At 69.9% G+C, this 20,266-nt stretch carries 17 protein-coding genes; 6 read left to right on the top strand and 11 right to left on the bottom strand.

Annotated features, from left to right (window positions below):
- Positions 1-82 precede the first annotated feature (82 nt).
- Complete coding sequence (locus ADL12_RS35500; RefSeq protein WP_062710192.1) at positions 83-652, top strand: dienelactone hydrolase family protein; 570 nt, start codon at positions 83-85, stop codon at positions 650-652.
- Between the two features lie 17 nt (positions 653-669).
- Here the strand turns inward: ADL12_RS35500 and ADL12_RS35495 are convergent, their stop codons facing one another.
- The 6 genes from ADL12_RS35495 to ADL12_RS35470 all read right to left on the bottom strand — a co-directional run bounded on the left by ADL12_RS35495 (position 670) and on the right by ADL12_RS35470 (position 7,285).
- Positions 670-1,662, bottom strand: a complete 993-nt coding sequence (locus tag ADL12_RS35495) for a zinc metalloprotease (RefSeq protein ID WP_062710189.1) — start codon at positions 1,660-1,662, stop codon at positions 670-672.
- Positions 1,663-1,981: 319 nt separating this feature from the next.
- The gene (locus tag ADL12_RS35490; protein ID WP_062710187.1) at positions 1,982-3,643 is read right to left on the bottom strand and encodes an alkaline phosphatase D family protein; all 1,662 of its coding nucleotides are present in this window, start codon (positions 3,641-3,643) and stop codon (positions 1,982-1,984) included.
- A 90-nt stretch (positions 3,644-3,733) separates the two neighbouring features.
- Positions 3,734-4,129 (bottom strand): hypothetical protein, encoded by a 396-nt coding sequence (locus ADL12_RS35485; RefSeq protein WP_159053384.1) that lies wholly within the window; start codon positions 4,127-4,129, stop codon positions 3,734-3,736.
- A 130-nt stretch (positions 4,130-4,259) separates the two neighbouring features.
- Complete coding sequence (locus ADL12_RS35480; RefSeq protein WP_062710212.1) at positions 4,260-5,108, bottom strand: thioredoxin domain-containing protein; 849 nt, start codon at positions 5,106-5,108, stop codon at positions 4,260-4,262.
- Positions 5,109-5,189: 81 nt separating this feature from the next.
- A complete protein-coding gene (locus ADL12_RS35475; RefSeq protein WP_062710181.1) occupies positions 5,190-5,891 on the bottom strand; it encodes a hypothetical protein in 702 nt (233 codons plus the stop codon).
- A gap of 68 nt (positions 5,892-5,959) precedes the next feature.
- Complete coding sequence (locus tag ADL12_RS35470) at positions 5,960-7,285, bottom strand: DUF2252 domain-containing protein (RefSeq protein ID WP_062710178.1); 1,326 nt, start codon at positions 7,283-7,285, stop codon at positions 5,960-5,962.
- 204 nt (positions 7,286-7,489) lie between these two features.
- Between ADL12_RS35470 and dnaE the strand changes: the two genes are divergently transcribed.
- Positions 7,490-11,029 carry a DNA polymerase III subunit alpha gene (gene dnaE / locus ADL12_RS35465; protein ID WP_062710175.1) on the top strand — a complete coding sequence of 1,180 codons (3,540 nt, stop codon included), beginning with the start codon at positions 7,490-7,492 and terminating at the stop codon, positions 11,027-11,029.
- A gap of 112 nt (positions 11,030-11,141) precedes the next feature.
- Here the strand turns inward: dnaE and ADL12_RS55160 are convergent, their stop codons facing one another.
- On the bottom strand, positions 11,142-11,306 hold the full coding sequence (locus ADL12_RS55160; RefSeq protein WP_167364451.1) for a hypothetical protein: 165 nt from the start codon (positions 11,304-11,306) through the stop codon (positions 11,142-11,144).
- 246 nt (positions 11,307-11,552) lie between these two features.
- Here ADL12_RS55160 and ADL12_RS35460 point away from each other — a divergent pair, with 246 nt between their 5' ends.
- The 4 genes from ADL12_RS35460 (at position 11,553) to ADL12_RS35445 (ending at position 15,659) form a co-directional block, all read left to right on the top strand.
- Positions 11,553-12,773, top strand: coding sequence for an NYN domain-containing protein (locus tag ADL12_RS35460; RefSeq protein WP_062710172.1), 1,221 nt, complete (start codon positions 11,553-11,555; stop codon positions 12,771-12,773).
- 211 nt (positions 12,774-12,984) lie between these two features.
- A complete protein-coding gene (locus tag ADL12_RS35455) occupies positions 12,985-13,959 on the top strand; it encodes an ABC transporter ATP-binding protein (RefSeq protein WP_062710169.1) in 975 nt (324 codons plus the stop codon).
- Between the two features lie 88 nt (positions 13,960-14,047).
- Entirely contained in the window at positions 14,048-14,872 is an 825-nt protein-coding gene (locus ADL12_RS35450) for an ABC transporter permease (protein ID WP_062710168.1), read from the top strand.
- A 34-nt stretch (positions 14,873-14,906) separates the two neighbouring features.
- A complete protein-coding gene (locus tag ADL12_RS35445; protein ID WP_063806773.1) occupies positions 14,907-15,659 on the top strand; it encodes a DUF2567 domain-containing protein in 753 nt (250 codons plus the stop codon).
- Positions 15,660-16,123: 464 nt separating this feature from the next.
- On the opposite strand, the gene ybaK is transcribed toward ADL12_RS35445, so the two are convergent.
- From ybaK to ADL12_RS35425, 4 genes are all read right to left on the bottom strand, one after another.
- Positions 16,124-16,630 (bottom strand): Cys-tRNA(Pro) deacylase, encoded by a 507-nt coding sequence (gene ybaK, locus ADL12_RS35440; protein WP_062710162.1) that lies wholly within the window; start codon positions 16,628-16,630, stop codon positions 16,124-16,126.
- A 27-nt stretch (positions 16,631-16,657) separates the two neighbouring features.
- Positions 16,658-17,395: an LON peptidase substrate-binding domain-containing protein gene (locus ADL12_RS35435; RefSeq protein WP_062710159.1), complete on the bottom strand. Its 738-nt coding sequence runs from the start codon at positions 17,393-17,395 to the stop codon at positions 16,658-16,660.
- Between the two features lie 11 nt (positions 17,396-17,406).
- Entirely contained in the window at positions 17,407-18,453 is a 1,047-nt protein-coding gene (locus ADL12_RS35430; RefSeq protein ID WP_062710155.1) for a hypothetical protein, read from the bottom strand.
- Between the two features lie 125 nt (positions 18,454-18,578).
- A complete protein-coding gene (locus tag ADL12_RS35425) occupies positions 18,579-20,162 on the bottom strand; it encodes a hypothetical protein (protein WP_062710152.1) in 1,584 nt (527 codons plus the stop codon).
- Between the last annotated feature and the right edge of the window lie 104 nt (positions 20,163-20,266).

The following is a 20,266-nucleotide window of genomic DNA, read 5'->3' as shown; positions in this document are numbered from 1 at the left end:
ACCACCCGAGGGGGGTCATGAACATGTGCGCCGGTGAGGCGGTGGTCACGGCGCTGTCGTACCCGGCTGGCACCATGGCCTCATGAACATCATGCTCTTTCACTCGACCTATGGCCTCAGGCCCGCGGTGCGCCAGGCCGCGGACCGGCTGCGCGCCGCCGGACACGAGGTGTGGACGCCGGACCTGTTCGAAGGACGCACCTTCGAGACGGTCGAGGAAGGCATGGAGTTCAACGACCGGATCGGCAAGGACGAGCTGCTGAAGCGGGCCGTGCTCGCCGCCGCGCCCTACTCGGAGCGAGGCCTGGTGTACGCCGGGTTCTCGCTCGGCGCCTCCATCGCCCAGACCCTCGCGCTCGGCGACGAGAAGGCGCGTGGGGTGCTGCTCCTGCACGGCACGTCGGACATCGCGGCGAACGCCTCGGTGGACGAGCTGCCGGTGCAGTTGCATGTCGCCGAGCCGGACCCGTTCGAGACGGACGACTGGCTGAGCGCCTGGTATCTGCAGATGGGCAGGGCGGGCGCCGACGTCGAGGTGTACAGATACGCCGGGGCCGGCCACCTCTACACCGACCCCGACCTGCCGGACTACGACGAGGAGGCCGCCGAGGCCACCTGGCGGGTGGCGCTCGGCTTCCTCGACTCGCTGTAGGGGGTTTACCGGGCGGCTCAGCCGGCCGCTCGGTACGCCGCCCAGTTCTGCTGCATACGCGTCACCTGGCCCCCGGTGAACTGGTACATGCAGGAGTCGTACGTGTAGTCCATGAAGTTGTGGATCGGGTCCACGCCCGCCTTGCGGGCGCAGGTGTCCCGGCCCTCAGGGCATTGGTAGGCGGCGCTCTTCTCGGCGGGGGTGTCCTCGACGTAGTCGCCGTTGCCGTTGCAACCGCCCTGGAAGGTGTGGTACAGGCCCATCCAGTGGCCGACCTCGTGCGTCGCGGTGTCGCCCTCGTTGTAGTTGGCGGCCGAGCCGCCCGGCAGTGAGGCGTCGAGGAGCATCACGCCGTCCATGGACGGGCTGGACTTGTAGGAGCTGGGGAAGGTGGCCCAGCCGAGGAGGTCGTCGCCGAGGTTGGCGGTGTAGATGTTGAGCGCGTTCGCCCCGCCCCTGCGCAGGGCCGACTTCATCGCCTTCTCCTCCGCCGAGCCGTAACCGACGTTGTACCAGGCGGCGTTGTCGACGTAGTCGGTGCCGGCCAGCGTGAACTGGTAGCCGGAGTCGGCGCTTCCGGTGCCCTGACCGGCGTAGGCCGCGTTCAGGACGCTCATCTGGGCGTTGATGTCGGCGGAGCTGAGCTGCCCGGTCGCGCCGTCGTGAATGACGTGGAAGTAGACCGGGACGGTGGTCGAGGCGGCTGCCGCGAGGCTGCGGTTGCCTGTGGCGGGCAGCTTGTCGAGCTTCTTCTTCAGATCGGCGTCCATCGCCTGGGCTTTGGCGGCGCTGATCTCGTTGGGCTCGGCGACGGCCTCGCCGTCGTGTCCGGGGTGGGCCTCGCGGGCCGCGGAGTGGCCGGCCTCCTCGACGCAGTCGGCGGCCGGAGTCTGGGCCGCCGCGACTGTGGTGGGTGCCGAGAGGGGAGCGAACATCAGGGTTCCGGCCACGGCGGTCGTGGCGAGAACACGTCTGCGCGTAAGGGGGGATATCCGGGCAGGCGCACGCATGCTGACTCCTAGCTGATGCGTTGGGGAGAGAGGCGCAGGGGTCTTCCTGGCCGCCGCCCGGAGATTACGTGGACATGTTCATGTCCGAAGAGAATCGATCAGGCCCAATCAATTACCCGGCAAATATGGGCAATTGGGGTAAGTGAATGATCAACAGTCCGGAGTGTGAGATCGCGGCGTAACGGGTTCCGCTGCCCGGGCGGGTGGTGTGTCCGGATTCGAACCGCGACTCGCACCACCCGCCGTAGCGATGTGATCTCCGGTTAACGCCCCTCGAACGAGCCAGGATTGGCTGAAAAGCGACCCTTGGGCACAGCTCTTACACGGGGTCGTACGTCCGCTCGACCTTCTGCGTCCCGCTGCGTGTGCGGTACGAACGCGCCCAGGAGGCGGTCGCGTCCTTCTTGGTCTTGTCGGACAGGACGTAGTAGTCCATCTGCGCCCGGTCGCCCGTGATGTCCAGGACGCCGTAGCCGTGGCGGTCGGTGTCGACCCAGTGGACATGCCGGTTGGCGGCCTTGATGATCGGTGCGGCGATCGCGGAGACCGTGCCCTCGGGGACCTTGACGATGTCGTCGAGGTTGTCGGAGGTGACCGACGTGACGACGAACTCCGTGGCGGCGGAGGCGGACAGCGGGTACGTACCGGCGTTCACGGGTACGTCGTTGGCCCATGCCATGTGGATGTCGCCGGTCAGGAACACGGTGTTGCGGATCGCGTTCGCGCGCAGGTGGGCGAGCAGCTCCCGGCGGTCGTCCGTGTAGCCGTCCCACTGGTCGGGGTTGAGGGCGAGGCCCTCCTGCGGCAGGCCCATCAGCTTGGCGAGCGGCTTGAGCAGGTCCGCGGTGAGGGAGCCGATCGCGAACGGCGAGATCATCACCGAGTTGCCGACCAGCCGCCAGGTGGTGTCGGAGGACGTCAGTCCCGCCTTCAGCCAGTCCAGTTGGGCCCGCCCGGTGAGCGTACGGTCCGGGTCGTCGACCTCGCCGTTGCCGACCGAGACCTGCTGCGAGCGGAAGGAGCGCAGGTCGAGCAGGGAGAGATCGGCGAGCTTGCCGAAGCGCAGGCGGCGGTAGGTGGTGCCGGCGATCGCCGGGCGCACCGGCATCCACTCGAAGTAGGCCTGCTTGGCGGCGGCCTGGCGTGCGGCCCAGGTGCCCTCGGCGCCCTCGGTGTGGTTCTCGGCGCCGCCCGACCAGGCGTCGTTGGCGATCTCGTGGTCGTCCCAGATCGCGATGACGGGCGCCTTCGTGTGCAGGGCCTGGAGATCGAGGTCGGTCTTGTACTTCCCGTGCCGGGTGCGGTAGTCGGCGAGGGTGAGGATCTCGTGGGTCGGCGCGTGCGGCCGTACGACCTTGTCGCGGGTGCCGTACTCGCCGGTGCCGTACTCGTAGATGTAGTCGCCGAGGTGCAGCCAGGCGTCCAGGTCGCTCCGGTTCGCGAGATGGCGGTACGAGGAGAAGTAGCCGGCCTCCCAGTTGGCGCAGGAGACCACGCCGAAGCGCAGGCCCGTGACGGCGGCGTCGGCGGCGGGCGCGGTGCGGGTGCGGGCGACGGGGGAGTCGGTGCCGCCGGCGGAGAAGCGGAACCAGTAGTCGGTGGCAGGCTCCAGGCCGCGGATGTCCGCCTTGACGGTGTGGTCGGAGGCGGCGGTGGCGGTGAGGGAGCCCTTGGCGACGACGGCCGTCAGAGCCTTGTCCCGGGCGACGATCCAGCTGACCTCGGTGTCCGGGCCGAACCCGGAACCGGGTATCGCCTCGGGCGTCGGCGTCACCCGGGTCCACAGCAGGATGCCGTCGGGCAGCGGATCGCCGGAGGCGACGCCGTGCAGGAAGGCGGGGGCGGGATCGGCGGCCCGGGCGGGCAGGGCGGCGGCGAGTGGGGCGGCCAGGACGGCCGTCGCCGCCGCGGCCTTGACGACCGTACGGCGGCGAGGGGTAAGGGAATTGAGCTGCTCGGATGATCTGTATCGACTGGTCACGGACGATCAGGTTACTGATCGGTATGAACAAGAGCGGGCGAACTCGTGAAAGTTCGCCCGCTCTTCGTCTGCTGGCCGGCGTCCGGGTGGCTACGCCCTGCCGCTGCGGTCGGTGGCGCAGTACCGCGGCGTCCCGTTGGCCCCGTCCTTGAGGCAGACCTCGATGGTCACCGCCTCGCCCTCGCCGATGGCCAGGTTCAGCTTCGCGCAGGAGTTGCCGGAGCCGTTGGCGTCCTCCAGCTTGATCCAGTGGGAGGCGCTGGAGTCGATCCAGCCGATGTGGGCGCTGGCCCGCATGCCGTCGGACCGGTTGTCGCAGACGGTGAATATCTCGCCGTTCGCCACGAAGCCCGCGGCGCCGCCGTTGAACGGGTCCGTCGTGTTCACGTAGCTGTCCGTGCCGGCGACCGCCGGGCCGGCCGCGAACATCACGGCCGCGGCCCCCGCGGCCAGAGCGCCGCCCAGCGTCTTCATGCGAAAGGACATGGTTCTACCCCCTTTGTAAAGTTTCCGTGGTCGTGATCACGTATATGCCAGCGGATCTTGGACCGTCAACTCATATGGAAATAAAAGGAGTTGGGAACTAAATGCCCTCGTGAACCGACTGGAGGGCCCGTCAGGACTTGAGCGCGTTGTCGATCGCCGTGTTGAATTCAGCGACCGTCATCGGGGCGTTCTGGCCGTCCGAACCCGTGAGCTTCTTGCCGTCCATGACGAGGCTCGGCGTGCCGCTGACGTCGTCCTTGTTGGTGTTGAACGTCTGCGACATGGCCAGCGCCCACGCGTCGTACGTGCCGTTCTTGACGGCGTCCTGGAACTTCTTGTTGCCCTTCAGGGCGTCGACCGAGTCGCCCACCTCGATCAGGTAGTCGTCGCTCTTGAACTTGTCGTCCGACTCCTCGGGGTGGAACTTTGCCGAGTAGAGCGCCTCCTTGTACTCCAGGAAGGCCTCGGGGCTCACGTTCAGCGCGGCGCCCAGGGCGCTCATCGCGTTCTTGGAGCCCTCACCCCGGGAGCCGACCGCGAGCTTCCCGTCGTCATTGGTGTCCCCGTCCAGGAACGTTCCGCCGATGAACTGGATCTTGTACTTGCCCTCGTCCCAGTCCTTCTTGACGGTCGAGCCGACGGTCTGCTCGAACTGGGCGCAGATCGGGCAGCGCGGGTCTTCGTAGAGCTTGAGGGTCTTCTTCGCGCTGCTCTCGCCGATGACGACGGTCGTGCCGTTCTCGCCCGTGGTGTTGGCCGGCGCGACGATCTTGGCGTCCACCGCGGCCTCCCACTCGCTGGGCTTGTTGCCCTGCACGACCGCGTAGCCGATGCCGCCGGCCAGCGCCAGCACGGCGACGACCGAACCGGCCACGATGGCCTGCCGCTTGACCTTCGCCCGCTTGGCCTCGCGCTCGCGCTCGATGCGCAGCCGCTCACGGGCCGCCGTCTTCGCCGCCTGGGTGTTCCGCTTGCTCATGATGGTGTTCTCCATGGGAGACGCGCGCACGTCGGGTGCGCGGGATACGTACGGGTGGACTTACGTGTGCTCAGTGGCCGTTCACGCGGAGGCGAAGGCGAGCGAGCACGGCGGTCCGCGCCGTCCCAGGGAGTGCACGAGGATCCGGTCGAGGGCGGTGGCCGTACGGCGCACGGGCCGCCGCGGGCGGCGTACCGCCGGAGCCGGCCGCACCGTGACCGCCGCGACCGCGAGCAGCAGCGGGCGGAACGTCGTCGCCGTCACCGCCCGCAGCAGCTGGGCCAGCGCCCGCTCGCCCCGGTGCAGCCAGGCGGCCGCGAGGAGGCCGACCCCGACATGGGCGCCCAGCAGCAGCCAGGCGGTCGTCGACGGGCCGGAGTGGGCGAGCAGCAGCGCGAGGCGGTCGCCGGCGGTACCGGTCACCCGGGCCAGCGGGGCGCCCACAGCGGTGTTGTCACCGCACAGCACGTCGAAGCCGACGGAGCGCAGCGGGCCCGCGACCGGGCCGCCCGCCTCGCCATAACAGACGTGCTGACCGGTGGTGAAGACGGTGTCCGCGGCCAGCTCCAGCGGGATCAGCAGGGCGGCGATTCGCCCGAAGCTCCGCTCGCGGCCGGCCAGGGCGAAAGCGACGACGAACACGGCGGCCGCGACCACGGCCACCGTGCTGAGCGGCAGCGGGACCCGGGACAGCAGCACGTGCGACGCGGTGCTGAGCGTCACGACGAGTGCCGTGAACAATGCCGCGCGTACGGCTCGTAGCTGGATCCCGGATATGTCCATAGCGGAGGAGAGTCTGTCACGTGGGCCGGTAAGGGACCCCTAAAGGGTGCCTGTGCGCGGCCTTTCCGTCACAGACCCGGAATCCGGCCGTTGCGGAAGAGGTCCACGAAGATCTGGTGGTCGGCACGCGCGCGTGCGCCGTAGCCGTGTGCGAAGTCGACCAGGAGGTCCGCGAAACCGTCCTCGTCGGCCGCGATCGCCGCGTCGATGGCCCGCTCGGTGGAGAAGGGCACCAGGGACTCACCGGAGGTGTCGTCCGCCGCCGCGTGCATCGTGGCCGTGGCCCGGCCGAGGTCGGCGACGACCGCCGCGATCTCCTCCGGGTCGTCGATGTCGCCCCAGTCCAGGTCCACGGCGTACGGCGAGACCTCGGCGACCAGCTGGCCCGCGCCGTCCAGCTCGGTCCAGCCCAGCCACGGGTCGGCGTGCGCCTGCAGGGCACGCTGGGAGATCACCGTACGGTGACCCTCGTGCTGGAAGTACTCGCGGATCGCCGGGTCGGTGATGTGGCGGGAGACGGCCGGGGTCTGGGCCTGCTTGATGTAGATCACGACGTCGTTCTCCAGGGCGTCGCTGTGGCCCTCCAGAAGGATGTTGTACGACGGCAGCCCGGCCGATCCGATGCCGATGCCGCGGCGGCCGACCACGTCCTTCACCCGGTACGAGTCCGGGCGGGCCAGCGAGGCGTCCGGCAACGTCTCCAGATAGCCGTCGAAGGCCGCGAGCACCTTGTAGCGCGTGGCCGCGTCCAGCTCGATGGAGCCGCCGCCCCCGGCGAAGCGCCGCTCGAAGTCACGGATCTCGGTCATCGACTCCAGCAGCCCGAAGCGGGTCAGCGCCCGGGCGTCCCGCAGCGCGTCCAGCAGCGGGCCCTGGGCGGTGTCCAGCGTGAACGGCGGGACCTCGTCCCGCTTGGCGCCGGTGGCCAGGGCGTGCACGCGCTCGCGGTACGCGCCCGCGTAGATCTGCACCAGCTCGGTGATCTGCTCGTCGCTGAGCGCCTTGGCGTACCCGATGAGGGCGACCGAGGCGGCGAAGCGCTTGAGGTCCCAGGTGAAGGGGCCGACGTACGCCTCGTCGAAGTCGTTGACGTTGAAGATCAGCCGGCCGGTGGCGTCCATGTACGTGCCGAAGTTCTCGGCGTGCAGGTCGCCGTGGATCCAGACGCGGGACGTCCGCTCGTCGAGGTAGGGTCCGCCGCGCTTCTCTGCGTCCAGGTCGTGGTAGAAGAGGCACGCAGTGCCGCGGTAGAACGCGAACGCCGAGGCCGCCATCTTGCGGAACTTCACGCGGAACGCGGCCGGGTCGGCGGCCAGGAGCTCGCCGAAGGCGGTGTCGAAGACGGCGAGGATCTCGTCGCCGCGCTGCTCGTCGTTGAGCTGGGGGACCGACATCGCTGGGTGCCTCCTGGTGCATGAACGTGTACGACAGCGTTTCTGTCGTCTTCAACGGACGAGGGCACCCGGAAGTGCCCGCGACCCTCGCTGTGACGGTACGCGGGGGAGCCCGCGGAGTGTCAGTCCCGAGGCATAGACTTCGACGCTGACCCCAAGACTGTCCGCCAGCTGTTGCCGAGCGTTTCCTTTGGAGGCCACACCGTGTCAAAGCCGCCGTTCACGCACCTGCACGTCCACACCCAGTACTCGCTGCTGGACGGTGCCGCGCGGCTGAAGGACATGTTCAACGCGTGCAACGAGATGGGCATGACGCACATCGCCATGTCCGACCACGGCAACCTCCATGGGGCGTACGACTTCTTCCATTCCGCGAAGAAGGCCGGAATCACCCCGATCATCGGTATCGAGGCATATGTCGCGCCCGAGTCGCGGCGCAACAAGCGCAAGATCCAGTGGGGCCAGCCGCACCAGAAACGGGACGACGTCTCCGGTTCCGGTGGTTACACCCACAAGACGATGTGGGCCGTCAACAAGACGGGTCTGCACAACATCTTCCGGCTGTCGTCGGACGCGTACGCCGAGGGCTGGCTGCAGAAGTGGCCCCGGATGGACAAGGAGACCATCGCCCAGTGGTCCGAGGGGATCGTCGCCTCCACCGGCTGCCCCTCCGGCGAGGTCCAGACCCGGCTGCGGCTGGGTCAGGAGGAGGAGGCCCTCAAGGCGGCCGCCGACTACCAGGACATCTTCGGCAAGGACAAGTACTTCCTGGAGCTGATGGACCACGGCATCGACATCGAGCACCGGGTCCGCGACGGCCTCCTGGAGATCGGCAAGAAGCTCGGCATCCCCCCGCTGGTCACCAACGACTCGCACTACACCTACGCGCACGAGGCGACCGCCCACGACGCCCTGCTGTGCATCCAGACCGGCAAGAACCTCTCCGACCCGGACCGCTTCAAGTTCGACGGCACCGGCTACTACCTGAAGTCCACGGACGAGATGTACGCCATCGACTCCTCGGACGCCTGGCAGCAGGGCTGCGCCAACACGCTCCTCGTCGCCGAGATGGTCGACACCACCGGCATGTTCGAGTCCCGGAACCTGATGCCGAAGTTCGACATCCCCGAGGGCTATACCGAGGTCACCTGGTTCAAGGAGGAGGTCCGCCGGGGCATGGAGCGCCGCTTCCCCGGCGGCATCCCCGAGGACCGTCAGAAGCAGGCCGAGTACGAGATGGACGTCATCATCTCGATGGGCTTCCCCGGCTACTTCCTCGTCGTCGCCGACTTCATCATGTGGGCCAAGAACAACGGCATCGCGGTCGGCCCCGGCCGAGGCTCCGCGGCCGGTTCGATCGTCGCCTACGCCATGGGCATCACCGACCTCGACCCCATCCCGCACGGCCTGATCTTCGAGCGGTTCCTCAACCCCGAGCGCATCTCGATGCCCGATGTCGACATCGACTTCGACGAGCGCAGGCGCGTCGAGGTGATCAGGTACGTGACGGAGAAGTACGGCGCCGACAAGGTCGCCATGATCGGCACCTACGGCAAGATCAAGGCGAAGAACGCGATCAAGGACTCCGCGCGCGTGCTGGGCTACCCGTACGCCATGGGCGACCGCCTCACCAAGGCCATGCCCGCCGACGTCCTCGGCAAGGGCATCGACCTCAACGGCATCACCGATCCCTCGCACCCCCGCTACAGCGAGGCGGGCGAGATCCGGGCGATGTACGAGAACGAGCCGGATGTGAAGAAGGTCATCGACACCGCGAAGGGCGTCGAGGGCCTGGTGCGGCAGATGGGTGTGCACGCCGCCGGCGTGATCATGTCCAGCGAGACCATCACCGAGCACGTACCCGTCTGGGTCCGGCACACCGACGGCGTGACCATCACCCAGTGGGACTACCCGAGCTGTGAGTCGCTCGGCCTGCTGAAGATGGACTTCCTCGGCCTGCGCAACCTGACGATCATGGACGACGCCGTCAAGATGGTGAAGTCCAACAAGGGCATCGACCTGGAGCTGCTGAGCCTCCCGCTGGACGACCCGACGACCTTCGAACTGCTCCAGCGCGGCGAGACCCTCGGTGTCTTCCAGTTCGACGGCGGTCCCATGCGCTCGCTGCTGCGCCTGATGAAGCCCGACAACTTCGAAGACATCTCCGCCGTCTCCGCGCTCTACCGTCCGGGCCCGATGGGCATGGACTCGCACACCAACTACGCGCTGCGCAAGAACAAGCTCCAGGAGATCACCCCGATCCACAAGGAGCTCGAAGAGCCCCTCAGGGAGGTCCTGGACGTCACCTACGGCCTGATCGTCTACCAGGAGCAGGTGCAGAAGGCCGCCCAGATCATCGCCGGGTACTCGCTCGGCGAGGCCGACATCCTCCGCCGCGTGATGGGCAAGAAGAAGCCCGAGGAACTGGCGAAGAACTTCGTCCTCTTCCAGGACGGCGCCCGCAAGAAGGGCTACAGCGACGAAGCCATCCAGGCCCTGTGGGACGTGCTGGTCCCCTTCGCCGGCTACGCCTTCAACAAGGCGCACTCGGCCGCGTACGGCCTGGTCTCGTACTGGACCGCCTACCTCAAGGCGAACCACCCCGCCGAGTACATGGCCGCGCTGCTGACCTCCGTCAAGGACGACAAGGACAAGTCGGCCGTCTACCTCAACGAGTGCCGCCGCATGGGCATCAAGGTGCTCCCGCCGAACGTCAACGAGTCGGTGCACAACTTCGCCGCCCAGGGCGACGACGTGATCCTCTTCGGCCTCGAAGCCGTGCGCAACGTCGGCACGAACGTCGTCGAGTCGATCATCAAGAGCCGCAAGGCCAAGGGCAAGTACGCCTCCTTCCCCGACTACCTCGACAAGGTCGAGGCGGTCGCCTGCAACAAGCGCACCACAGAGTCGCTGATCAAGGCGGGCGCGTTCGACACCCTGGGGCACACCCGCAAGGGCCTCACCGCACACTTCGAGCCGATGATCGACAATGTGGTCGCGGTCAAGCGCAAGGAGGCCGAGGGCCAGTTCGACCTCTTCGGCGGCATGGGCGAGGAGGAGAGCGACGAGCCCGGCTTCGGACTCGACGTGCAGTTCACCGACGACGAGTGGGACAAGACCTATCTGCTCGCCCAGGAGCGGGAGATGCTCGGTCTGTACGTCTCCGACCACCCGCTCTTCGGCCTGGAACACGTGCTGTCCGACAAGGCCGACGCGGGCATCGCCCAGCTCACCGGCGGTGAGCACGCGGACGGCGCGGTCGTCACCATCGGCGGCATCATCTCGGGTCTCCAGCGCAAGATGACCAAGCAGGGCAATGCCTGGGCGATCGCCACCGTCGAGGATCTCGCCGGTTCCATCGAGTGCATGTTCTTCCCCGCGACGTACCAGCTCGTCTCGACCCAACTCGTCGAGGACGCCGTCGTGTTCGTCAAGGGCCGCCTCGACAAGCGCGAGGACGTGCCGCGGCTGGTCGCGATGGAGCTCCAGGTCCCCGACCTGTCGAACGCGGGCACCAACGCGCCCGTGATCCTCACCATCCCGGCCACCAGGGTCACCCCGCCGATGATCAACCGCCTCGGCGAGATCCTCAGCCACCACAAGGGCGACAGCGAGGTCCGTATCAAGCTCCAGGGCCCGACCAAGACGACGGTGCTCCGCCTGGACCGGCACCGGGTGAAGCCCGACCCGGCGCTGTTCGGTGACCTGAAGGTGCTGCTCGGCCCGTCCTGCCTGGCGGGCTGACCGGCCGACCCGGCCGCCGCGCGCCTCGGCGTCGGAAGCGCGAGAAGGGCGCACCCCGTATGGGGTGCGCCCCTCTTCATGTGCCCGGGTCTCAAAACCCGTTATGCAGATGTCAGTTGTGACCGAAGCGCTTCTGCCGACCCTTGCGGGCCATGTCGCCCGGGGTCACCTGCGTGATGCGCTGCTCGGCCTGCGTCTCCATCGAGGACTGCTGGGCCTGCTGCTGACCACGCTCGGACTGCGGCTGCTTCCGGTCCTGCTTCTTGTTCTTGGCCATGGTGATGCCTCCTGTGGGGGATCTAGGGGCCAGGGCCGGGACCAGATTCACATAGGCTGACAACGAGCGCATTTCGGATAATTACCGTGTGTAACGGGGGTTGTCGGGGCGTGAGGCATGGCGCGCCGCAGCGGCGATGCCTCGAAACGCCACGCCGAAGATCGAGTTCGCCCCGTTAACCCCCGCGCGGTCGGGCAGACTCGAAGGAAGCCCCGAAGCAAACCTCCCAGGAAGAGGGTGAGTCGCGTGGACCGCTGCATCGTCCTGGTGGACGCCGGGTATCTGCTGGGGGCCGCCGCGAGCCTCCTGGCCGGGGAGCCCTCCCGGTCCCGGATCACCGTCGACCACGCCGCCCTCATCCAGGGCCTGCGCGAACGCGCCGAGTCCGATACGCAGCAGCCCCTGCTGCGCATCTACTGGTTCGACGGCGCCCCCGACCGCGTCCCGCAGCCCGAGCACCGCAGGCTGCGTGTGATGCCCCGGGTCACCGTCCGGCTGGGCGCCCTGACCCGCAGCGACGGCCGCTGGGCCCAGAAGGGCGTGGACGCCGCGATGCACGCCGAGCTCACCGAGCTGGCCCGCAACCGCGCCTGCTCGGACGTGGTGCTGGTGACCGGCGACGGCGATCTGCTGCCGGGCATGATGGCCGCCAAGGAGCACGGCGTCGCCGTACACCTGTGGGCGGTGCAGGCCGCCGACGGGGACTACAACCAGTCGGAGGATCTGGTCGCCGAGGCCGACGAACGGCGCGTGCTGGACCGTACGTGGATCACCAAGGCCGTACGCGCCAAGGAGCTCGGCGGGATCTGTGCGCCGCCGCCCGTGCCGCGGCCCGAGATCGCCGCGATCCTGTCCGCGCCGCTGCCCGACTCCGCGCTCGGCGCGAGGACCGAGCGGCCCGCCGACGAGGGCGGGCACGCCCCGGCCGCCTCCGTCTCGGAGAACGGCACGCAGGAGCGGGTGCCGGCACCCAAGGGCGTACCCACGCCCAAGGACCTCGCCGCCCTGCGCGCGCCCGGCGTGCAGCCGGCCCAGCCCCCCGCGAGCGCGACGCTGCGCTGGTCCTCGGACAAGGGGTGGGTCGACCGGCCCGGCGTCGCGGCCGAACCGCCCGATGCCGCCTCGATGCCGACGCTCGCGCAGCTGACCACGGCGGAGCAGCGGTGGGCCGACCGGGAGGAGGACATCACCACCGTCGGCGGCGATCCGTACGAGGTGGGTCAGGTCTTCGCACGGCGGTGGATGGAGCGGCTGGGAGAGCAGAGCCATCTGCAGAAACTGTCCGGAATGTATCCGCGGATCCCGCATCGGATCGACGGGGAGCTGCTGCGGTACGCGGCCCGGTTCGGGTTGCTCGCGCACAAGGACGACCAGATCGACGAGCATGATCGGTACGCGATCCGGGCCGGGTTCTGGCGGGAGATCGATGTCCGGACGGCCGCGGAGCATGCGCCTGCGGGTGAATGACGCGGGCTGAGATGAGCTCGGCACCGCCGGGATGTGTCGTCGGGGTTGAGCGCCGTTGCGGCGGATTTGGGGCTACCGGCGGATTTCTTACGGCGAGCAGGTGGTTTGTGCCGAGTGGCCGACCCGAGGGCGGATCGGGGTTCCGGACCCCGTAGTCTCGTCCCTTGTGAGTACGCGCGCGGGACAGGCACTTCGGCACAGTGGGGATGTCGTGTGTGCCGTGCGCGGGCTGACCAAGACCTACCCGGCCGTACGGGGGCGGCGCGGGGCGCCCGGAACCCCCGAGGTGCGGGCCACCGACGACGTACGGCTGGACATCCGGCGCGGCGAGATCTTCGGACTGCTCGGCCCGAACGGCGCCGGCAAGACCACCCTCGTACGACAGCTCACCGGGCTGATGCGGCCAGACGGCGGCAACGTGGAGATCCTCGGGCACGACATCGTGCGACACCCGGAGCGGGCCGCGCGCATCCTTGCCTACCTCGGGCAGGAGTCGACCGCCCTCGACGAACTGACCGTGTCGCTGGCCGCCGAGACGACCGGTCGGCTGCGCGGTCTGGACGTACGGCAGGCACGGCACGAGCGGGACGCCGTACTCGACGAGCTGGGCCTCGGGCCGCTTGCCGGGCGGCCGATCAAGAAGCTGTCCGGCGGGCAGCGCCGGCTGGCCTGCTTCGCCGCCGCGCTGGTCGGGGAGCGGCCGCTGCTCGTGCTCGACGAGCCGACCACCGCGATGGACCCGGTGGCGCGACGGGCCGTGTGGTCGGCCGTGGACCGGCGGCGGGCCGAGCGCGGGACGACCGTGCTGCTCGTCACCCACAACGTCATCGAGGCCGAGACCGTGCTCGACCGGGTCGCGGTGCTCGACCGGGGCCGCGTGATCGCCTGTGACACCCCGTCCGGACTCAAGGAGCGCGTCGCCGGGGAGGTGCGGGTCGAGCTGCTGTGGCGGGACCGGGCGCCCCTGGACGTGCCCGAGGTCGCCGCGCTGCAGGACCGGGTCGTGGAGTCCGGGCGGCGCTGGACGCTGCGGCTCGCCCCCGAGGAGGCCCGCGCGGTCGTCGCCACCGTCACCGGTGGGGCCGCCTTTGCCGCGCTGGACGACTTCACGCTCGCCACGCCGAGCCTTGAGGACGTCTATCTGGCGCTGGGCGGGGCCGCGCAGCAGGGGTTGGTGAAGGCTTGAGCACGCAGACCGTCGCATCCGTATCGGTATCCGTACGGGACAGGGCCACCGCCCCGGTGGTCCCCCGTGTGAAAGGGAGCAGCGCCACGTGAGTGTCGTACCCGCCGAGGTTCTGCCGGGCAGCGCCCTGGCCTTGGACGAGACGGCCCGTCCGGCCGCGGCCGAGCTCGGGCCGCGGGCGCGGCTGTGGCCGTCGCTGTGCGCCGTGTACCGGGCGCAGCTCTCCCGTGCCCGGGTCGCGCGCATTCCGCTGCTGTTCGTGGCGACCTTCCAGTCGATCGGGATCATGATCCTGATGCGCGGGGTCGTGGACGGCGGGGCCGAGGCGCAGGCCGTGGTGGCCGGGTCGGCCGTGCTCGTGGTCGCCTTCGTCGCGCTGAACCTGCTCGCGCAGTACTTCGGGCAGCTGCGGGCCAGCGGAGGGCTCGACCACTACGCCACGCTGCCGGTGCCGCCGGCCGCGGTGGTGCTCGGGGCGGCGGGGGCGTACGCGTCCTTCACCGTGCCGGGGACCGTGGTGACGGCGCTCTTCGGGTGTGTGCTGTTCGGGCTGCCGGTGACGCATCTGTGGGTGCTGGCCGCGGTGATTCCGCTGGCCGGGGCGGCGCTCGCGGGGCTGGGAGCGGCGCTCGGGCTGCTCGCGCCGCGGCCGGAACTGGCCACCCTGCTCGGGCAGTTGGGGATGTCGGCGGCACTGCTGCTCGGGGTGCTGCCGGCCGACCGGATGCCGGAGGCGGTGCGGTTCACGCGGGATCTGCTGCCGTCGACGTACGGCGTGGAAGCCTTTGCGCGGACCTTCGGACCGCATCCCGACTGGGCCTTCGTACTGGGTGACCTCGCCGTGTGCGGGGTGGTCGGCGTCGTCTCGCTGGCCGTCGCCACCTGGGCGTACCGCCGGGCTGCCGTCCGGTGACGCGCCGCACAGGCCGGCCTGGCACGATGGCAGGGTGACCGCTCCGCTGACTCCTCCGCCGCCGCCCCGTGACCAGTCTCCCCACCATGCGTGGCAGCAGCCCGGTGCCGGGCATGCGGGTTCCGGGCCGCATGACGCCGTGTACGGCGCTCCTCCCGGGGCACAAGGCCCACACGGCTCTCACGGCACGTACGGCATATATGGCTCGTACGAACAGGACGGTCCTGGAATGAAGACCGAAGTGCGAGAGGCCGCCGTGGTCGCGGTCGTGGTGGCGCTCTTCGGGGCGCTGCTCGGGGTGCTGTGGTGGTGGCTGGCGCCGAGCGTGCCACTGGTCGGGGATGTCGTGGACAAGAGCTGGGTCGTCTACTTCAAGGACACCGAGGGGGAGCAGGCGGTCGGAGTGGACGGAACGTTCACTCTGCTGGCGCTCGTGTTCGGGCTGGTGAGTGCGGTTGGCGTCTTTCTCTGGCGGCGGCGTGGGGGTGTGCCGCTGGTGGTGGCGCTGGCCGTCGGGGGGTTTCTCGGGTCGTTGCTGGCCTGGCGGGTCGGGGTGTGGCTCGGGCCTGCGGAGGATGTGATCGGCCACGCGAAGGAAGTGGGCAAGGGGGTTACGTTCTCTGCGCCGCTGAAGCTGGGGGCCAAGGGGGCGTGGCTCGCGTGGCCGCTGGCGGCGTTGGTGGTGCATCTGGGGTTGACGGCGTTGTTCGGGCCTCGGGATGCGGATCCGTATCAGCTGCAGCCTCCGGCGGGTCAGCAGGGGCCGTACGGGCCGCCGCCGGCGTAGGGCTTCGGTGGGTGGTGGTTGCGCGGAGGGTTCTCGCCCCCGCCGCCCCTACCCGTCCCATCCCCCAGGGGCTCCGCCCCTTCGACCCCGGTCCCTGGGGGCCTGCGGCCCCCAGACCCCCGCTTCGGCCCTGAACGGGCCTCGTCCTCAAACGCCGGACGGGCTAGATGATGCGGACCGGCGCTGAGAAGTGATGGCCGGTGCTGGGTAGCGAGGCACCCGAGAGGTGAAGCCCCCAGCCGGGTGGGTGGGGGCTCGGGACGGTACGGCCTCGGCCTCGGGAGGCGCCGCTTGGCGGGCGGGCTGCAAGATCTGGACTGATCCGCAGCCCTCTGGACCTGTTGGTGTTTACGCCGGGCGGTGTCCGTGGTTCGAGCGGCCCTTCTTGGTGCGCCACTTGCGTTTCCGCGTTTTCTTCGACATGTCCCTCGTACTTAACCGAGGGGACCGGGTTCGTCGAGGGGTCACGCACGTCCGATGGGGGCCAGGGTCGCGTTCGTGAGCTTGGTCAGGTCGTCGGGGGAGAGTTCGACCTCGAGGCCGCGGCGGCCCGCCGAGATGCAGATGGTCGGGTGGGCGGAGGCCGAGGCGTCCAGGACCGTCGGGAGTTTCTTGCGCTGGCCCAACGGGGAGATGCCGCCCCGGACGTAGCCCGTGGTGCGTTCGGCCAGGGCGGGGTCGGCCATGGCTGCGCGCTTGCCGCCGACCGCCGACGCCAGGGCCTTGAGGTCCAGTTGGCCCGCCACCGGGACCACCGCCACGGTGAGGGTGCCGTCCACGTCCGCCACTAGTGTCTTGAAGACCCTGTCCGGGGAGACGCCCATTGCCTCCGCCGCCTCCTCGCCGTAGGAAGGGTGGGAGGGGTCGTGGTCGTAGGCGTGGATCGTGTACTCGACGCCCGCGGCCGACAGCGCCACTGTCGCAGGGGTGCCGCCCGATTGTTGCTGGTTCTTCTTCGACTTCTTCGCCATGGTGGCCGGTTCCCCAGAGGTCGTATGTCAGTTGAGACTCGTCGGGCCGCGCGTCAGGTCCGACGCCGGCAGCGACGGCAGAGTACGGAGGATCGAGGTCTCGGTGCGAAGGAGTTTCAGTTCGTCGCGCAGGCGGGACGCGGTGTCCGGAGCCTGGAGCAGGCGTTGCTTCGTCGGGGTGTCCAGCATCATCGCGGCCGCCACCAGGTAGGAGACGACCGAGGGCTGGTCGGGGAGGTCGGCCGTGCTGGACAGCGAGCGTTCGCGGGCGCCCGCCAGGCGCTTCTGGTACTGGCGGAAGGCGCGGAGTACCCCCTCCGCCAGCGCTCCCGCCTCGTCGCCCGGCTCCTCCGTCAGTTCCTCCAGCTCCGCCGTCAGGAACGGGCCGGACGCGTCCACCGAGAGCAGGCGTACGCGAGTCGTTCCCGTCGCCAGCACCTCGAACGTGCCGTCGGCCCGCTCCCGGATCGTCGCGGCGTCCGCCACACAGCCCACCCCGTGGAAGGCCTTGAGCGGGTCCGGGCCGAAGCCCGCCGCCGGGCCGCGCTCGGGGACGGAGGTGGGGTCCGGCATGCCGGGAGCGCTCTGGGCCACCTCGTGGCCGTCACGGATCGCCACGACGGCGAAACGGCGCGGTTCCTCCTCCGGGGTTTTCAGCAGGTCGCGCATCATGGCGCGATAGCGCTCCTCGAAGACGTTCAGAGGGAGGACGAGGCCCGGGAACAGCACCGAGTTCAGGGGGAAGAGCGGAAGGCGGACGGTCACGGCGCCAAAGCCTAGTGGTCGCCGGAGTGAACGCGTCCGGCGCGCCCACTCCGTGGATGACCGGCGCTCTCACTCCGGGGCGGAGCGGAGGCCGTCTGCTGTCGCACTTCGTCGCGCACCTCCAGGAACCGGCCCAGCGGATCGTCCGAGAACCGGATCCACGGGAAGGAGGTTGCGTACGGGCCGATCAGGCGCAGTTGCTCCAGGGCGTCCTCCCAGCGGCCCAGCCGTACCAGGACGTACGTCAGCTTGTTGCGGACCGCGGCCGGCCAGAGGTCGGCGGCCGGGAAGCGGGCGGAGAGCGCGATCGCGCGGTCGGCCGCCGTGGCCAGCCGCTCGGGCGGCACGCCCGGACCGCAGCCGTCGTTCAGGTAGGCGAGGACGGCCCGGGTCGGCAGCGCCTGTACGAGGGAGTCGGCCGGGGCGTCCTGCGCGGCCCGGTCGGCGAAGTCGAGGCACTCCCGGTGGGAGCCGTGCCAGGACGAGGCGAGGTAGCGCAGGGCCGCCACATGGCAGCCGTAGTGGAGCGGAGCGCGGCGCAGTGCCGCCTCCCACAGTTCCCCGAAGTACGTGTGCCCGGCGCGTGAGCCGCGCGCGTGGTCCAGGGCGATCCGCCACGGCACCGGGTCGCGGTCGTCGGCGCGGGCGGCGGCGGTGATCAGAGGGCTCACCCCGCGCAGCAGCTCGGCCCGGGCAGGGGACTGCCAGGCGCGGTCCACCGCCAGCTGGGCCCGGACCAGCAGCGCGTCCGGATCGTGCGGTGCGGCCGCGCACCAGGCCTCCAGCCACTCCGGCCGCGAGCGCGCGAAGGCGGCCAGGCGCAGGGCATACCCGTCGCGGCGCTCCCACTGCGCCTTCAGCCGCGTGGCCGCGAGCAACTCCGCGGCGACCTCGTACGCACCCTGCCCGGCCGCGACCAGCGCGGGTCCGAGGCGGTCGTCGGGCGCGTCGAGGAGCACCTCGGCGTCGGCGGGGAGCCCGACGGCGGGGTGTTCTATGGTCCTTGTCGGCCGGGACGCACGGCCGAACGGGAGCGGCAGAGCCATGGTGTCGACCATTGAAAGTCCGCTGGTCGCGCCCGCGCCAGAGGGAACGGGCAACCCGCGGAAAGTTGTACACGGATCGGTCAAGAACGGGTAAAGGTCAACTGTTCAACAACAGTCCGGCATTCACCTCAGCCGTGTCAGCTCCGCCGCAGCGTGCGTGTCGCCCCCGCCGCCACCGTCGTCGCCAGGATCCAGCCCAGCAGGATCATCGCCGCGGCCAGCCACTGCCAGGCGCCGCTCAGCTGCCAGAACCCGACCTGGCCCAGGTCGATGACCGGCAGCAGCAGGTCCAGGGCGAACAGGGCCGGGCTCCAGGTCGGATGCTCGCCGCCCTTCAGGGGCGGAGGGTCGGCGTACACGAAGGCCACCGAACTCGCCGCCCACAGCACCGCCATCCACACGGCGGCGCGGCCCGGCCGATAGCCGTAGGCGACCATCCAGTCCTGCGCGTACCCCCACAGCTTGGCCGCGGGCGGCAGCGTCTCGCGGCGCCGGCGCTGCTTGGCGAGCAGCACCTCGCGCGCGTCCTCGTCCTCACCGCCGTTGCGCAGGACGGTGGCCAGCAGCTCGTACGGCTCCGGGTTGTACTCGGCGGTCGCCGCGGCCACCCACTCCAGCCGTCGTTCCAGCGGGAACGGGCCGCGCGGCACGAGGTTCTCGTAGGTGAAGCCGCCCATGTGCAGCAGGCCCGGGCCCGGCCAGGCGTCGGCCCGGTCCATCAGGTTGACGACCCGCGCCCCCGACAGCACCACCCGGCCGCGCTCCGGCCGCTCCCCGAGGAAGCGCAGCTCGGGCGTCTGGATGCGGCGCAGGGACAGCCCCTGCTCGTCACTGAAGGTGAACCGGGCCCGCTCCAGGTCGACCGCGTCCCCGAACCGCCCGTCGTCCAGCCGCACCCCGCCCTGGCAGGCGAACCGCTGGATGCGCGTCCCGCGCGCGGGGGTGCGGCCGCTCAGCAGCGGACTGCCGACGCCCGCCGGGGTCAGATACAGCGTGCGCCCGACGGTCAGCTGGGGGGCGTTCAGCGCGAGCCGGGTGTACGGGTTGACCAGCCGCGCGCCCCGCAGGCTGAGCGACACGCCGATGCTGGCGCCGCGCAGGCTCAGCTCGCCGTGCGACTCCAGCATCTCGGCCTGCAGGTCCTGGCCGACGCTGATGCCGTCCGCGGCGATCGAGCGGCCGCTGCGGTCGCGGTACACGATCGCCTGGTTGAGCAGCAGATCCGTGCCGATCTGCGCGTCGGTGAGCCGGATGCCGTTGTGGAAGCGGCAGCGCGGCAGATGCAGGTCGCCCTCGGTGTGCACGCGGGCCGCCTCCAGGCGCGGTACCGAGCAGTCCACCAGCCGTACGGTCGTGAGGTGGGCCTCCGGCAGCCGGATCTCCCGGTCGAAGCGGCAGCCGCGCATCTCGACGTACGGCACCACCGTGCCGCCCGCGAGGTCCATCGTGTCGCTGATCCGCACGCCGACCAGCTTCAGCGAGGACACCCGGCCCGCGAGGGCCGGCGGTCCGTCCAGCAGCAGCCAGCAGATGATCCGCGCGCGTACGGTCCGCTCCTCTCCCCACGGATGCCCGCCGTGCGGATCGTCGACGACCGTGTCGCCATTGCTCAGGTCGTACACGCTGCCGTTGCGGAAGGCCTGCCACATGCCTGCCTCGGCAGCGGTCAGTCCGTCCGGCAGGTCCCCGTCCCCGTCCGGGATGCCGGCCCCCTCGGTCACAACTTTTCCTTCCTCCCCGGCTACTCGCGGGTCATTTGCCTTCGTACAACCGTTCATGCCCGCTGAGTAACGCCCCGAACGCTAGACGTGAAGGGGATCTTCCG

This window comes from Streptomyces regalis (assembly GCF_001509475.1).
Classification (GTDB): Bacteria; Actinomycetota; Actinomycetes; order Streptomycetales; family Streptomycetaceae; genus Streptomyces; species Streptomyces regalis.
The sequence above is the reverse complement of the archived record's forward strand: the minus strand, read 5'-3'. Positions and strand labels throughout refer to the sequence as shown.

Excerpts from the sequence above, each read along its gene's own strand:
- ADL12_RS35500 (WP_062710192.1), top strand. The coding sequence starts at position 83 with ATGAACATCATGCTCTTTCACTCGACCTATGGCCTCAGGCCCGCGGTG.
- ADL12_RS35495 (WP_062710189.1), bottom strand. The coding sequence starts at position 1,662 with ATGCGTGCGCCTGCCCGGATATCCCCCCTTACGCGCAGACGTGTTCTC.
- ADL12_RS35485 (WP_159053384.1), bottom strand. The coding sequence starts at position 4,129 with ATGTCCTTTCGCATGAAGACGCTGGGCGGCGCTCTGGCCGCGGGGGCC.
- ADL12_RS35480 (WP_062710212.1), bottom strand. The coding sequence starts at position 5,108 with ATGAGCAAGCGGAACACCCAGGCGGCGAAGACGGCGGCCCGTGAGCGG.
- ADL12_RS35475 (WP_062710181.1), bottom strand. The coding sequence starts at position 5,891 with ATGGACATATCCGGGATCCAGCTACGAGCCGTACGCGCGGCATTGTTC.
- ADL12_RS35470 (WP_062710178.1), bottom strand. The coding sequence starts at position 7,285 with ATGTCGGTCCCCCAGCTCAACGACGAGCAGCGCGGCGACGAGATCCTC.
- ADL12_RS55160 (WP_167364451.1), bottom strand. The coding sequence starts at position 11,306 with ATGGCCAAGAACAAGAAGCAGGACCGGAAGCAGCCGCAGTCCGAGCGT.
- ybaK (WP_062710162.1), bottom strand. The coding sequence starts at position 16,630 with ATGGCGAAGAAGTCGAAGAAGAACCAGCAACAATCGGGCGGCACCCCT.
- ADL12_RS35430 (WP_062710155.1), bottom strand. The coding sequence starts at position 18,453 with ATGGTCGACACCATGGCTCTGCCGCTCCCGTTCGGCCGTGCGTCCCGG.